The sequence below is a fragment of the Buttiauxella massiliensis genome, from assembly GCF_902500225.1.
GTDB lineage: Bacteria > Pseudomonadota > Gammaproteobacteria > Enterobacterales > Enterobacteriaceae > Buttiauxella > Buttiauxella massiliensis.
The window spans coordinates 1-14,216 of record NZ_LR722667.1 but is presented as its reverse complement, the minus strand read 5'-3'; the positions used below and the strand labels follow the sequence as shown (position 1 = coordinate 14,216).

Here is a 14,216-nt window from a genome sequence, read left to right as displayed (position 1 = left end):
CCGTGTTCGATATTGGTTTCAGTGAGTTGCTACTGGTATTCGTGATTGGCCTGATTGTTCTCGGGCCACAACGTTTGCCTGTGGCAGTTAAAACGGTTGTCGGGTGGGTTCGTGCTTTGCGTTCGCTTGCGGCAACTGTGCAAAATGAACTGGTCCAGGAACTGAAAATCCAGGAGCTGCAAGACAGCCTGAAGAAGGTTGAAAAGGCGAGCATGGATAATCTCACTCCAGAGCTAAAGGCATCAATGGATGAGCTGCGTCAGGCTGCAGAGTCAATGAAACGCTCGTACACTCAGGAACCCGAAAAGGGGAGTGACGAGGCTCATACCATCCATAACCCATTGATAAAAGATGCCGAGGACAGCCACGACGGTGTGACTCCAGCCACTGCAGCACACCAGGCCAGTGCGCCCGATCAGGCTCCATCCGTTGAGCCTGAAATAGTTCCTGCACCTGCGGCAGTTTCTGACGAGTTGATCCAGCCTCAGATTAAACCCGTGGCAGAACCAGTCAAAATACCAGCGTCTTCTCAACCTTCGAGTGATAAACAGTAAACATGGCCGTAGAAGATACCCAACCGCTTATCAGCCATCTGATTGAGCTACGCAAGCGACTATTAAATAGCATTATCGCTGTGCTGGTGATTTTCCTGGCACTGGTTTACTTTGCCAACGACATTTACCAAATCGTCTCCGCCCCGCTTATCAGCCAGATGCCAGTAGGCTCGACGATGATTGCTACCGATGTTGCATCACCGTTTTTTGCGCCTATTAAACTGACGATTTATGTCTCGGTGTTCTTGTCAGCACCGGTCATTCTTTATCAAATCTGGGCATTTATTGCGCCTGCGCTTTATAAACACGAGCGCAAACTGGTTATGCCACTGCTGTTCTCCAGCACAATGCTGTTTTATATCGGCATCGCTTTTGCCTATTTCGTGGTGTTCCCTCTAGCGTTTGGGTTCCTGACGAAAACCGCTCCGATAGGGGTCGTGATGTCTACTGACATAACGAAATACCTCGATTTTGTCATGGCATTGTTTATGGCATTTGGTGTGGCTTTTGAAGTACCGGTAGCGATTATTCTGCTGTGCTGGATGGGTGTAACCAGCCCGGAAGCGTTAAAGAAAAAGCGCCCGTATATTCTGGTTGGTGCATTCGTGGTTGGCATGCTGTTGACTCCGCCGGATGTATTTTCGCAAACACTACTGGCAATTCCGATGTACTGCCTGTTTGAAGTCGGCGTGTTCTTTTCTCGTTTCTATGTCGGTAAAGGGCGTAGAAGAGGTGAAGAAGACCCGGAAGATGCTCCAGAAGCAGAAGACCAACACTCTAATAAAGAGTCATAATTTCAGGCCGCCCATCAGGGCGGTCGTCGTTTGGAAGGCGCTATGTTTGATATCGGTGTAAATCTTACCAGCCCACAGTTCGCGAAAGACCATGCAGAAATTGTTGCTCGCGCGCATTCAGCGGGAGTCAGCGGCATGTTGCTGACCGGCACGAACCTGCATGAAAGCGAGCAAGCTTTGTTACTGGCACAACAGTATCAAGGGTGCTGGTCTACCGCCGGTGTTCACCCTCATGATGCCAGCCAGTGGCAAGACGAAACGGCAGAGGCCATTCGCAAACTTGCTGGTGCTTCTGAAGTGGTAGCAATCGGCGAGTGTGGCCTGGATTTCAATCGTAATTTCTCAACACCAGCTGAACAAGAGCGTGCTTTTACCGCACAACTGGCCCTTGCGGCTGACCTGATGATGCCGGTATTTTTACACTGCCGTGAGGCACACGAACGTTTTATTGATCTGCTCGACCCATGGCTCGATAAATTGCCCGGTGTGGTGCTGCATTGCTTTACCGGTACAGAAAATGAAGCGCGTGAGTGTCTGGCGCGTGGGCTTTTCATCGGCGTGACCGGTTGGGTGTGCGATGAACGCCGTGGCCAAGAATTACGTGAATTGCTACCGGTGATCCCAGCACATCAACTACTGCTGGAAACCGATGCCCCCTATTTGTTACCGCGGGATCTAAAACCAAAACCTGCTTCCCGCCGGAACGAACCCTGTTACTTGCCGCATATCCTGAACAAGGTGGCTCAATGGCGTGGAGAAGATCCCGCCTGGCTTGCGCAAGTAACAGATGACAATGCCCGCCGTCTTTTCCGGTTGGCTTAAATCAGGAGAAAGTAAATGAGCTATGCATTTCCCGGTACGTTTCCTGGCCGCCGTATGCGCCGCGTCCGTCGTCACGATTTCAGCCGCCGCCTGGTGAGCGAAAATCAATTAACGGTTAATGACCTTATCTACCCTGTGTTTGTGATGGAAGGTCAGAACCGTCAGGAAGAAGTGGCGTCAATGCCGGGCGTTTACCGCATGACTATCGATTTGCTGCTCAAAGAAACGGAAGCCGTTGCGAAGCTGGGTGTGCCGGTGCTGTCCCTGTTCCCGGTCATCGAGAGCGCAGGAAAGTCGCTGCATGCTGAAGAAGCTTATAACTCGAACGGGCTGGTTCAGCGTGCGGTTCGTGCACTGAAAGATGCCGTGCCGGAACTGGGTCTGCTGACCGACGTTGCGCTTGATCCATACACCACTCACGGTCAGGACGGCGTGATTGATGCAGACGGTTACGTTATCAACGATATTACGCGTGAAATTCTGGTGCGCCAGGCGTTGTCTCATGCAGAAGCCGGGGCTGAAATCATCGCGCCAAGTGACATGATGGATGGTCGTATCGGGGCGATTCGCGACCAGCTTGAGCTGGATGGTTTCGTGAATACCCAGATTATGTCTTATGCCGCGAAATACGCATCGTGCTATTACGGCCCGTTCCGTGACGCAATTGGCTCATCCGGCAACCTGAAAGGTGGCAATAAAAAGACCTATCAGATGGACCCGGCCAATAGCGATGAAGCTTTGCAAGAAGTCGCTCAGGATTTGCAAGAAGGCGCAGATATGGTGATGGTGAAACCAGGTATGCCGTATCTGGATGTGGTTCGCCGCGTGAAAGACACCTTTGGCGTGCCAACTTTTGCCTACCAGGTTTCCGGTGAATATGCGATGCATATGGCGGCGATTCAGAACGGCTGGTTGGCAGAAAAGCCGGCTATCATGGAGTCGTTACTGTGCTTTAAACGCGCAGGTGCTGATGGTGTGCTGACGTACTTCTCGAAGCGTGTCGCGCAATGGTTGCATGACGAGCAAATGCAGCGCTAGAGTCAAAATATAGGGCCAGCAATCGCTGGCCCTATTTTACGTCTTTTTGAAATCTGTATTCTTCACGCTCTGCATCACTTGTTTATTCAACAAGTTGAGCAGCAGCATAGAGCGGGCTTCTCCGTCTGGTTCGCTAAAAATCGCCTCCAGACCTTCGAATGCCCCTTCGGTTATCACCACGCGATCGCCTTCGTACGGCGTATCCGGGTCCAAAACGTTCTCCGGGGTGTGGCTGATGAGCTGCTCAATCACATCACTCGGTACAGTAGCCGGCAGGCTGCCGAAACGAACGAAATGGCTGACGCCACGCGTAGAGTTTATGGTTGTGGTATGAATATTTTCAGGGTCAAACCGGACAAACATATAGTTTGGGAACAATGGTTCATCGACCGCAGTGCGTTTGCCTCGAACGATCTTTTCAATTTTGATCATCGGGGTAAGGCAATTCACTTCCTGACGCTCGAGATGCTCTTGCGCCCGTAGTAATTGACCTCGTTTGCAGTACAACAAATACCAGGATTCCATAGTGTCTCTTTTCCTCATTAACCGAGGAAGAATAGCAAAAGGCCGTTATCAGGGATAGACGGCTCAGGTATAACCAATCACTGATTGGTCATCAGATAAGCATTTACGCGTTATTAACAAAAATACAGCATGCTGTGCATGAAGCCCGTATAATGACCGCCAAATCCTGACTACGATTAATTGCATGAAATACCACGACCTACGCGACTTTCTGGAACTACTCGAACAACGCGGTGAGCTAAAGCGTATCGCAATGCCAGTCGATCCGTACCTGGAAATGACTGAAATTGCCGATCGTACTTTGCGCGCCAATGGCCCTGCGCTGCTATTTGAGAACCCTAAAGGGTATGACATGCCAGTGCTGTGCAACCTGTTTGGCACGCCAAAACGTGTCGCGATGGGGATGGGGCAGGAAGATGTGTCGGCGCTGCGCGAAGTGGGTAAATTACTGGCCTTCCTGAAAGAGCCGGAGCCACCGAAAGGTTTCCGCGACTTGTTCGATAAGCTGCCACAGTTTAAACAAGTTCTGAATATGCCGACTAAGCGCCTGCGTAACGCCCCTTGTCAGGAACAAATCTTTGAGGGTGATGAAGTCGATTTGACGCGCATCCCTATCATGCAATGCTGGCCGGAAGATGCAGCACCTCTGATTACCTGGGGTTTGACGGTAACGCGTGGCCCGCATAAAGAGCGCCAGAATCTGGGCATTTATCGCCAGCAGCTTATTGGTAAAAACAAACTGATTATGCGTTGGCTGTCGCATCGCGGCGGCGCACTTGATTTTCAGGAGTGGTGTGCGGAACATCCGGGTGAGCGTTTCCCTGTTTCTGTAGCCTTAGGCGCAGATCCTGCCACTATTCTTGGCGCTGTAACGCCGGTGCCTGATACGCTTTCCGAATATGCGTTTGCTGGTTTGCTGCGCGGCACAAAAACGGAAGTCGTGAAGTGTATTTCCAACGATCTCGAAGTGCCTGCCAGTGCGGAAATTGTGCTTGAAGGTTATATCGAGCCAGGTGAAATGGCACCGGAAGGGCCATATGGTGACCACACGGGTTACTACAATGAAGTAGATGACTTCCCGGTATTTACCGTGACGCATATTACCCAGCGGCAGAATGCGATTTATCACTCAACTTACACCGGACGTCCACCGGATGAACCTGCGGTTCTGGGTGTGGCACTTAACGAAGTGTTTGTGCCGATTTTGCAGAAACAATTCCCGGAAATTGTCGATTTTTATCTGCCGCCGGAAGGCTGCTCTTATCGCCTTGCGGTTGTCACCATCAAGAAGCAATACGCTGGCCATGCTAAGCGCGTGATGATGGGAGTCTGGTCTTTCCTGCGACAGTTTATGTACACCAAGTTTGTCATCGTTTGTGATGATGATGTCAACGCGCGTGACTGGAACGATGTAATTTGGGCCATCACCACGCGTATGGACCCGGCGCGTGATACCGTACTGGTAGAAAACACGCCAATTGATTACCTGGATTTTGCCTCGCCGGTTTCCGGTCTTGGTTCAAAAATGGGACTGGATGCCACCAATAAATGGCCTGGGGAAACCCAACGTGAATGGGGTCGTCCTATTAAGAAAGATGCAGAAGTATGCGCGCGTATTGATGCAATCTGGGATGAGCTGGCTATTTTCGACGACAGTAAAAACGCCTGAGTGGCGGATTTTACGGTTTTGCATTATTGACCCGACAGAGGGGAAGCATGACAACCTTAAGCTGTAAAGTGACCTCGGTAGAAGCGATAACCGACACGGTATATCGCGTTCGATTACTGCCGGAAGCGAAGTTCTCCTTTCAGGCCGGGCAGTATTTGATGGTGGTGATGGATGAGCGCGACAAACGTCCGTTCTCCATGGCATCCACGCCGAGCGACCACGAGTTTATCGAGCTGCACATTGGCGCGTCAGAGATTAATCTGTACGCCATGGCCGTGATGGACCGTATTTTGAAAGAAAAAGAGATCGTTGTTGATATTCCACACGGCGATGCCTGGCTGCGCGACGATGAAGATCGTCCGTTGATTCTGATTGCTGGCGGTACCGGCTTCTCTTATGTGCGTTCAATTTTGCTGACGGCGCTGGCGCGTAATCCACAACGTGAAATCGCGATTTACTGGGGCGGCCGTGAAGATAAACATCTTTATGACCTGTCTGAGCTGGAAGCGCTGTCCGTGGTTCACCCAAATCTGCGTGTTGAAGCGGTTGTTGAACAACCTGAAGCAGGTTGGCGTGGGCGTACTGGCACTGTGCTGACTGCGGTGATGCAGGATTACGGAACGCTTGCAGGGCACGATATCTATATTGCCGGGCGTTTTGAGATGGCGAAAATTGCCCGCGACTTGTTCTGCAATGAACGTAGTGCACAGGTTGATCGTATGTTTGGCGATGCGTTTTCGTTTATCTAAAGATACCCGTCATACTTCAAGCTGCATCTTTGTTGACTACGTTCACTCACCCGAATCACTTACTCATGTAAGCTCATCGGGACTCGTTCTCTTGTCGCCTTGATGCAACTCGAATTATTTTGGGTATAAATAAAAAACCCGCCCCTGACAGGCGGGAAGAACGGCAACTAAACATTTTTTCTGCAGCCCTGGCGCACTAGCACCAGGGACTTTGAAAAATTTTCTTAATAACGTGATTAAACACGTTCAATAACAGTGGCAATACCTTGACCCAATCCGATGCACATCGTGGCGAGACCAAACTGCGCATCGCGACGTTCCATCAGGTTTAACAGCGTGGTGCTAATGCGCGTACCGGAACAACCCAGCGGGTGACCCAATGCAATTGCGCCGCCGTTCAGGTTAATCTTCTCGTCGATCTTATCCATCAGACCCAGATCTTTAATACATGGCAGGATCTGTGCGGCAAAGGCTTCGTTCATCTCAAACAAGTCGATATCGGAAGCACTCAGACCGGCTTTTTTCAATGCCAGTTGTGATGCCGGAACCGGGCCGTAACCCATGATTGACGGGTCGCAGCCAACGACAGCCATCGAACGCACGTAAGCACGAATCTTCAGGCCAAGCTCTTTGGCGCGTGATTCGCTCATCAGCAACATGGCTGAAGCACCATCGGAAAGGGCAGAAGAGCTGCCCGCAGTTACGGTGCCGTTGGCCGGGTCAAACGCGGGTTTCAGCGCTGCCAGACCTTCAACTGTAGTTTCCGGGCGAATCACTTCATCGTAATCAAAACGTTTGAGCACGCCGTCTGCGTCATGACCGCTGATCGGTAGAATTTCATTTTTGAAATGACCAGCTTCTGTCGCAGCCCATGCTCGTTGATGTGAACGAGCAGCAAACTGGTCCTGCATCTCACGGCTGATGCCATGCATACGCGACAACATCTCGGCGGTTAAGCCCATCATGCCCGCTGCTTTTGCAACGTTACGGCTCAGGCCTGGATGGAAATCCACGCCGTGGCTCATCGGCACATGGCCCATGTGTTCCACGCCGCCAATCAGACACGCATGCGCATCACCGGTTTGAATCATACGAGCTGCATCATGCAGCGCTTGCATCGAAGAACCACACAGGCGGTTTACGGTTACAGCCGGGACCGAATGTGGGATTTCTGCCAGCAATGACGCGTTACGCGCGATATTAAAACCTTGCTCCAGCGTCTGCTGCACGCAGCCCCAATAAATGTCATCAAGTGCTGCGGCTTCTAATGCCGGGTTACGTGAGAGAATCCCACGCATCAAATGGGCGGAAAGATCTTCTGCACGCAGGTTACGGAACGCACCGCCTTTTGAACGGCCCATCGGGGTGCGGATGGCATCAACAATTACAACCTTTTCCATGATCACTCCTCAGGCACTTTTCAGGTCACTGGCTGGGCGCGCGGCTTCAACCGGTGGATAGTACGGCTCATTACGGGACGCTTTTATACGTAAACCATCTGGCACCTGGTATAGCGGGCCGAGATGTTCATACTGCTGAGCCATATCGAGATATTTGGCGCTGCCAATGGTGTCCAACCAGCGGAAGGCACCGCCGTGGAATGGAGGGAATCCCAGGCCGTAAACCAGAGCCATATCAGCTTCTGCCGGGCTTGCGATAATGCCTTCTTCCAGGCAACGTACCACTTCGTTGACCATTGGGATCATCATGCGGGCAATGATCTCTTCGTCGCTGAAGTCGTGGCGTGGTTTGCTGACATCAGCCAGCAGGCTGACGGTTGCTTCATCCTGCTCTTTACGTGGTTTGCCTTTGCTGTCTTGTTTGTAGCGATAGAAACCCTGCTGGGTTTTCTGGCCATAACGGCCTGCATCAAACATCGCATCAACGGCATCGCGATAATCTTTCTGCATGCGCTGTGGGAATCCTGCTGCCATCACCGCCTGCGCGTGGTGCGCGGTATCAATACCGACCACATCCAACAGATACGCCGGACCCATTGGCCAACCGAACTGTTTTTCCATCACTTTGTCGATTTGACGAAAATCGGCACCGTCGCGCATTAACTGGCTAAAGCCTGCAAAGTATGGGAACAGAACGCGGTTAACGAAGAAGCCCGGGCAGTCGTTCACCACGATTGGCGTTTTGCCCATTTTGCTCGCCCACGCCACCACTTTCGCGATGGTTTGCTCAGACGTTTTCTCGCCGCGAATCACTTCCACTAATGGCATGCGATGCACCGGGTTGAAGAAGTGCATACCGCAGAAGTTTTCCGGGCGCTTCAGGCTGTTTGCCAGTTCGCCAATCGGAATAGTCGAGGTGTTCGACGCCAGCACGGTATCCGCGCGCACTTTATCTTCCACTTCGGCAAGAACCGCTTTCTTCACTTTCGGGTTTTCAACTACCGCTTCAACGACCACATCGACACGCTCAAAACCGGCGTAATCGAGCGTTGGATGAATGGTGGCAATCACTCCCGCCAGCTTCATGCCGTCGATTTTTCCGCGTTCCAGCTGTTTGTTCAGCAGCTTGCTGGCTTCGTTGATGCCCAGCTCCAGCGACTTCTCGTTAATATCCTTCATTAATACCGGCACGCCTTTCCAGGCAGACTGGTAAGCAATGCCGCCACCCATGATCCCGGCGCCAAGAACGGCTGCCTGTTTCGGGGTTTCGGTATTTTTGGTCAGCTTCTTCGCCTGACCTTTTATGTATTGGTCGTTAAGGAAAATACCGACCAGCGCACGGGCCTCATTAGAACGCGCCAACGGCACGAAACTTTGAGTCTCAAGTTGTAATGCTTCGTCACGGCCCATTCTCGCCGCGGCTTCAATGGTTTTTACTGCCGTCATCGGGGCAGGGTAGTGCTTACCGGCAATCTGCATCACCATGCTCTTAGCAATGGTGAAGCTCATGGTGGCTTCGATCTTGCTCAGTTTCAGGGGTTGCAGCTTCGGTGCGCGTTTGGCTTTCCAGTCCAGATCGCCATTAATTGCCTGGCGCAGTATCGCCAGTGCGCCATCGCGCAGTTTTTCAGTTTTAACGACACCATCAACTAAACCGAGTTTTTGCGCTTCAACCGCGCCGACATCTTTCCCGGCGGTGATAATTTCCAGCGCGCTGTCAGCACCCAGTAAACGTGGCAGACGTACAGAACCACCGAAGCCTGGCATGATGCCCAGTTTGGTTTCTGGCAGGCCGATGCGGGTATCAGGTGTGGCCAGACGGTAATCTGTTGCCAGCACACATTCACAGCCACCGCCAAGGGCATAACCATTAACTGCCGAAATGGTCGGGACCGGTAAATCTTCCAGGCGATTGAAAACGCTGTTGGCGAATTGCAGCCAGTGAGTCAGTTGTTCCGCAGGAACCAGGAACAGCGACAGGAATTCGGTAATATCTGCACCGACAATAAACGCTGCTTTATTGGAACTGAGCAGTAGGCCTTTTAACTGCGGCTGCTTTTCCAGCACATCCAGCGCGTGCCCGAGGCTCGCAACGGTCGCGGTGTCGAGTTTATTCACTGAGCCGGGTGCATCGAATACCAATTCTGCGATGCCATCTTCCAGCCAGTCGAGATGTAAGGTTTCACCTTGGTAGAGCATGTCAGTCTCCTGAATCCAGCAATGGGATCTGGTCGTACCAGATGGAGAGGAGTGTGGAATTGATGTTAATGAAATGCAAATAACTCTTTAAATATTTGCAAAGATGATCACAGCCACTGGAAATAAGTTCGCAAACTTTACGGTGTGCTAAGATGCGTGGCGTTCAGTTTATGAAAAAAACAGAAGGGTAAATCATGGATTCACTGGCCTCACTTTATAAAGATCATGTGGCAACTTTGCAGGAACGCACCCGCAATGTTCTGGCGCGTTTTAATCTCGACGCGCTGTTGATTCACTCGGGCGAGCTGGTCAACGTCTTCCTCGATGATCATCCGTATCCGTTCAAAGTTAACCCACAATTCAAAGCCTGGGTTCCGGTGACACAAGTGCCAAATTGCTGGCTGCTGGTGGATGGTGTCAACAAACCGAAACTGTGGTTCTACTTGCCGGTTGATTACTGGCACAACGTTGAGCCGCTGCCAGAATCCTTCTGGACTGACGAAATTGAAGTGATTGCTTTGCCAAAAGCAGATGGCATTGGCAGCCAATTGCCTGCTGCACGTGGCAATATCGGTTACATCGGCCCAGTACCAGAGCGTGCCGTGCAGCTTGAAATTCAGGGTGCTAACGTCAACCCTAAAGGAGTGATTGATTACCTGCATTACTATCGCTCTTATAAAACAGATTATGAATTGGCGTGCATGCGTGAAGCGCAGAAAACCGCAGTGGTTGGCCATCAGGCAGCTCATGAAGCCTTCTTGTCTGGAATGAGCGAGTTCGATATCAACCTAGCTTATTTGACTGCAACCGGACACCGCGATACCGATGTGCCATATGGCAATATTGTGGCGCTCAACGAACACGCAGCAGTTTTGCATTACACCAAATTAGATAATCGCGCTCCTGCGGAAATGCGTAGCTTCCTTTTAGATGCTGGTGCGGAATACAACGGCTATGCGGCTGATTTAACACGTACCTGGTCGGCTAATAGCGACAATGATTATGCTCAATTGGTGAAAGACGTTAACACCGAGCAACTTGCGTTAATTGACACCCTGAAAGCGGGTGTGCGTTACACCGATTACCATATTCAGTTCCATCAACGTATCGCGAAGCTGCTGAACCGCCATAAGCTAGTAACGGGCATTAGCGAAGAAGCGATGGTAGAAACCGGTATTACTGGGCCATTTATGCCACACGGTTTAGGCCACCCATTGGGTCTGCAGGTTCATGATGTCGCTGGCTTCATGCAGGATGACACCGGTACGCACCTTGCTGCCCCTTCTCAATATCCGTATCTGCGCTGCACGCGTATTCTGGAACCGCGTATGGTTCTGACTATCGAGCCGGGCATTTACTTCATTGAATCTTTACTCGCGCCGTGGCGCGAAGGCCAGTACAGCAAACACTTTGACTGGCAGCGTATTGAAGCAATGAAACCTTTCGGTGGCGTTCGCATTGAAGACAACGTGATTGTTTATGAAAACAGTGTTGAAAACATGACGCGTGATTTGAAACTGGCGTAATGGATAGCTGGCTGATTCCTGCTGAGTCCGTCACGTTCAGTGAGGAAATCAAGAAAAGTCGCTTTATTACACTGGTCGCGCATACGACTGGTGTAATAGAGGCGAAAGCGTTTCTTGAAAAAACACGTTCTGAACACCCGGATGCCCGGCATCATTGCTGGGCCTGGGTGGCTGGTGCGCCGAATGACTCGCAGCAGTTAGGCTTTTCTGATGATGACGAACCCGCAGGCACTGCTGGAAAACCAATGCTTGCCCAGCTTATGGGAAGTGGTATTGGTGAAATTACCGCTGTAGTCGTTCGCTACTCTGGCGGAATCAAACTCGGAACAGGCGGTTTGGTGAAAGCCTATGGCGGTAGTGTGCAGGCGGCACTAAACCAATTGCCTACGGTGCTCAAAGTTCCGTTAACCGAATATACTTTGCAATGTGACTACGCACAGCTTGCCGGAATCGAAACTCTGCTCAAGCAGTACGACGGCATTGTGATGCAAAGTGATTTTCAAGCATCTGTATTATTATGTGTGGCATTGCCACAAGCAAAATTCGCTGATTTTTCAGTCAGACTTGCTGATTTTAGCCGCGGTGCATTGCATTTATTGCCGGCTGAATAATAATTCCCTCTCGTTATTTTTTGATAGTTAAGGAAGCGGCTGAAATGCATTTTCGCGCCATAACCCGAATCGTTGGTCTGTTAGTTATTCTTTTTTCCGTGACCATGATTATTCCAGGGTTGGTAGCTTTAATTTATCGCGATGGTGCTGGCCGAGCTTTCACCCAGACTTTCTTCGCAGCGTTACTCATTGGTTCTTTTTTGTGGTGGCCTAACAGGCGACAGAAAAGCGAGCTCAAACCTCGAGAAGGGTTTCTGATCGTCGTATTGTTCTGGACGGTGCTGGGGAGTGTGGGGGCGTTGCCCTTTATTTTTGCGGAACAGCCTAATCTCACTATTACCGATGCGTTCTTTGAATCATTCTCGGGCTTAACCACCACCGGGGCGACGACACTTGTTGGGCTGGATACACTCCCACACGCGATTTTGTTTTATCGGCAAATGCTGCAATGGTTTGGCGGTATGGGGATTATTGTTCTCGCTGTGGCCATTCTGCCAATTCTGGGCGTGGGTGGCATGCAGTTATATCGCGCTGAAATGCCGGGGCCACTTAAAGATAACAAAATGCGCCCGCGTATTGCTGACACCGCAAAAACACTGTGGCTCATTTATGTCTTGCTAACGGTTGCTTGTGCACTGGCGCTTTGGTTTGCGGGTATGCCTGCGTTTGACGCGATAGGCCACAGTTTTGCGACGATCGCCATTGGTGGATTTTCTACTCACGATGCCAGTATCGGCTATTTCGATAGCCCAACGATTAACACTATTATTGCCATCTTCTTACTGATCTCCGGTTGTAACTATGGCCTGCACTTCTCTTTATTAAGCGGGCGTAATTTAAAAGTCTATTGGCGCGACCCTGAGTTCCGTATGTTCATTGGCGTGCAACTGACGCTGGTGGCTATCTGTACCCTCGTATTGTGGTTCCATAATACTTACCAGACGGCACTGTTAACGCTGAATCAGGCATTCTTCCAGGTTGTCTCAATGGCGACAACTGCGGGATTTACTACAGACAGCATTGCACGCTGGCCTCTGTTCTTACCTGTGCTGTTACTGTGCTCTGCTTTTATAGGCGGCTGTGCTGGTTCAACGGGTGGTGGCCTCAAGGTCATTCGTATCCTGCTGTTATTCAAGCAGGGTAACCGCGAACTTAAACGCCTGGTGCACCCAAATGCGGTGTATAGCATTAAGCTTGGGAACCGTGCGTTACCAGAACGTATCCTTGAAGCGGTATGGGGATTCTTCTCTGCTTATGCACTGGTCTTTATCGTCAGCATGCTCGCCATCATCGCGACTGGCGTGGATGACTTCTCGGCCTTTGCTTCCGTCGCAGCAACATTAAATAACCTTGGCCCAGGGTTGGGTGTTGTGGCAGACAACTTTGCCAGCATGAATCCTGTGGCGAAATGGATACTGATTGCCAACATGCTGTTTGGCCGTCTTGAAGTGTTTACCTTACTCGTACTGTTCACGCCAACTTTCTGGCGAGAGTAACCGGAGCCTGCAGTGAGAACTTTGATTCTGTTTTCGACCCGTGATGGTCAAACTCGCGAGATTGCTTCTTATATAGCATCTGAGCTGAAAGAGCTGGGCGTAGAGAGCGATGTGGTTAATCTGCATCGCACCAAAGATATTGCCTGGGATAACTATGAGCGCGTCGTTATTGGCGCGTCTATTCGGTACGGACATTTTCATTCATCAGTTGCGGCGTTTGTGAAGAAGCATCAGCAAGTGCTGAACAACATCCCAAGCGCTTTCTTTTCCGTAAACTTGGTTGCACGCAAACCAGAGAAGCGTTCACCACAAACCAACTCTTATACGCGTAAGTTCTTGCTGACCTCGCCGTGGCAACCAAAACACTGTGCAGTGTTTGCTGGTGCGCTGCGTTACCCGCGTTATAGCTGGTACGATCGCATGATGATTCGTTTGATTATGAAGATGACAGGCGGTGAAACGGATATTAGCAAAGAAGTTGTTTATACAGATTGGCCTCAGGTGGCGCGTTTCGCCCGCGAAATCGCTCGCTTAAACGTCAAATAGTGTCCAAAACACCCGTTTTGATGAAAAAAGATGCGCTCAGTCATTTATTTGCAATAAACACTTGTCAGCTTCCAGAAAATCCCTATACTGCGCCTCCACTGACACGGCACAACGGCTTACAAACCGGCTCGTCAGCCAGATGAAAAGCGAAAATAAACGCTTGACTCTGAAAGAGGAAAGCGTAATATACGCCACCTCGAGTTAGCAAGCGAAAGCGTCTAACTCACTGCTCTTTAACAATTTATCAGACAATCTGTGTGGGCACTCGCAGGATTGATATCTCAGAT

General features: G+C 50.7%; 13 protein-coding genes. 10 read left to right on the top strand and 3 right to left on the bottom strand.

The features are described from left to right. The first annotated feature begins 2 nt into the window (after positions 1 to 2). From tatB to hemB, 4 genes are read left to right on the top strand one after another with little or no spacing between them, the layout of a single operon-like run. Positions 3 to 554 carry a Sec-independent protein translocase protein TatB gene (gene tatB / locus GC128_RS20975; RefSeq protein ID WP_151995927.1) on the top strand — a complete coding sequence of 184 codons (552 nt, stop codon included), beginning with the start codon at positions 3 to 5 and terminating at the stop codon, positions 552 to 554. Between the two features lie 2 nt (positions 555 to 556). Continuing rightward, positions 557 to 1,348 (top strand): Sec-independent protein translocase subunit TatC, encoded by a 792-nt coding sequence (gene tatC, locus GC128_RS20970; protein WP_151995926.1) that lies wholly within the window; start codon positions 557 to 559, stop codon positions 1,346 to 1,348. Between the two features lie 42 nt (positions 1,349 to 1,390). Continuing rightward, the gene (tatD, locus tag GC128_RS20965; RefSeq protein WP_151995925.1) at positions 1,391 to 2,170 is read left to right on the top strand and encodes a 3'-5' ssDNA/RNA exonuclease TatD; all 780 of its coding nucleotides are present in this window, start codon (positions 1,391 to 1,393) and stop codon (positions 2,168 to 2,170) included. Between the two features lie 15 nt (positions 2,171 to 2,185). Further along, positions 2,186 to 3,208 carry a porphobilinogen synthase gene (gene hemB / locus GC128_RS20960; RefSeq protein WP_151995924.1) on the top strand — a complete coding sequence of 341 codons (1,023 nt, stop codon included), beginning with the start codon at positions 2,186 to 2,188 and terminating at the stop codon, positions 3,206 to 3,208. A gap of 36 nt (positions 3,209 to 3,244) precedes the next feature. Here the strand turns inward: hemB and rfaH are convergent, their stop codons facing one another. Next, positions 3,245 to 3,733 (bottom strand): transcription/translation regulatory transformer protein RfaH, encoded by a 489-nt coding sequence (gene rfaH, locus GC128_RS20955; RefSeq protein WP_151995923.1) that lies wholly within the window; start codon positions 3,731 to 3,733, stop codon positions 3,245 to 3,247. Positions 3,734 to 3,917: 184 nt separating this feature from the next. On the opposite strand from rfaH, the gene ubiD reads away from it, so the two are divergent. Beyond that, positions 3,918 to 5,402 carry a 4-hydroxy-3-polyprenylbenzoate decarboxylase gene (gene ubiD / locus GC128_RS20950; protein WP_151995922.1) on the top strand — a complete coding sequence of 495 codons (1,485 nt, stop codon included), beginning with the start codon at positions 3,918 to 3,920 and terminating at the stop codon, positions 5,400 to 5,402. A 47-nt stretch (positions 5,403 to 5,449) separates the two neighbouring features. Continuing rightward, positions 5,450 to 6,151 carry an NAD(P)H-flavin reductase gene (gene fre, locus GC128_RS20945; RefSeq protein ID WP_151995921.1) on the top strand — a complete coding sequence of 234 codons (702 nt, stop codon included), beginning with the start codon at positions 5,450 to 5,452 and terminating at the stop codon, positions 6,149 to 6,151. A 236-nt stretch (positions 6,152 to 6,387) separates the two neighbouring features. On the opposite strand, the gene fadA is transcribed toward fre, so the two are convergent. Both fadA and fadB read right to left on the bottom strand, forming a co-directional pair. Continuing rightward, the gene (fadA, locus tag GC128_RS20940) at positions 6,388 to 7,551 is read right to left on the bottom strand and encodes an acetyl-CoA C-acyltransferase FadA (protein ID WP_151995920.1); all 1,164 of its coding nucleotides are present in this window, start codon (positions 7,549 to 7,551) and stop codon (positions 6,388 to 6,390) included. 9 nt (positions 7,552 to 7,560) lie between these two features. Next, a complete protein-coding gene (gene fadB / locus GC128_RS20935; protein WP_151995919.1) occupies positions 7,561 to 9,750 on the bottom strand; it encodes a fatty acid oxidation complex subunit alpha FadB in 2,190 nt (729 codons plus the stop codon). Positions 9,751 to 9,944: 194 nt separating this feature from the next. On the opposite strand from fadB, the gene pepQ reads away from it, so the two are divergent. From pepQ to hemG, 4 genes are read left to right on the top strand one after another with little or no spacing between them, the layout of a single operon-like run. Next, on the top strand, positions 9,945 to 11,276 hold the full coding sequence (gene pepQ, locus GC128_RS20930; RefSeq protein WP_151995918.1) for a Xaa-Pro dipeptidase: 1,332 nt from the start codon (positions 9,945 to 9,947) through the stop codon (positions 11,274 to 11,276). After that, positions 11,276 to 11,887: an IMPACT family protein gene (locus GC128_RS20925; RefSeq protein WP_151995917.1), complete on the top strand. Its 612-nt coding sequence runs from the start codon at positions 11,276 to 11,278 to the stop codon at positions 11,885 to 11,887. Before pepQ ends, GC128_RS20925 begins: the two co-directional genes overlap by 1 nt. 44 nt (positions 11,888 to 11,931) lie before the next feature. Beyond that, a complete protein-coding gene (trkH, locus tag GC128_RS20920; RefSeq protein WP_034461629.1) occupies positions 11,932 to 13,383 on the top strand; it encodes a Trk system potassium transporter TrkH in 1,452 nt (483 codons plus the stop codon). Positions 13,384 to 13,395: 12 nt separating this feature from the next. Next, positions 13,396 to 13,929, top strand: coding sequence for a menaquinone-dependent protoporphyrinogen IX dehydrogenase (hemG, locus tag GC128_RS20915; RefSeq protein WP_151995916.1), 534 nt, complete (start codon positions 13,396 to 13,398; stop codon positions 13,927 to 13,929). Positions 13,930 to 14,216: the final 287 nt, after the last annotated feature.

What these genes read in the sequence shown, in the direction of transcription:
- hemB (WP_151995924.1), top strand. Translation starts at nt 2,186, where the DNA reads ATGAGCTATGCATTTCCCGGTACGTTTCCTGGCCGCCGTATGCGCCGC.
- fadB (WP_151995919.1), bottom strand. Translation starts at nt 9,750, where the DNA reads ATGCTCTACCAAGGTGAAACCTTACATCTCGACTGGCTGGAAGATGGC.
- rfaH (WP_151995923.1), bottom strand. Translation starts at nt 3,733, where the DNA reads ATGGAATCCTGGTATTTGTTGTACTGCAAACGAGGTCAATTACTACGG.
- GC128_RS20925 (WP_151995917.1), top strand. Translation starts at nt 11,276, where the DNA reads ATGGATAGCTGGCTGATTCCTGCTGAGTCCGTCACGTTCAGTGAGGAA.
- tatC (WP_151995926.1), top strand. Translation starts at nt 557, where the DNA reads ATGGCCGTAGAAGATACCCAACCGCTTATCAGCCATCTGATTGAGCTA.
- trkH (WP_034461629.1), top strand. Translation starts at nt 11,932, where the DNA reads ATGCATTTTCGCGCCATAACCCGAATCGTTGGTCTGTTAGTTATTCTT.
- pepQ (WP_151995918.1), top strand. Translation starts at nt 9,945, where the DNA reads ATGGATTCACTGGCCTCACTTTATAAAGATCATGTGGCAACTTTGCAG.
- fre (WP_151995921.1), top strand. Translation starts at nt 5,450, where the DNA reads ATGACAACCTTAAGCTGTAAAGTGACCTCGGTAGAAGCGATAACCGAC.
- fadA (WP_151995920.1), bottom strand. Translation starts at nt 7,551, where the DNA reads ATGGAAAAGGTTGTAATTGTTGATGCCATCCGCACCCCGATGGGCCGT.
- ubiD (WP_151995922.1), top strand. Translation starts at nt 3,918, where the DNA reads ATGAAATACCACGACCTACGCGACTTTCTGGAACTACTCGAACAACGC.
- tatD (WP_151995925.1), top strand. Translation starts at nt 1,391, where the DNA reads ATGTTTGATATCGGTGTAAATCTTACCAGCCCACAGTTCGCGAAAGAC.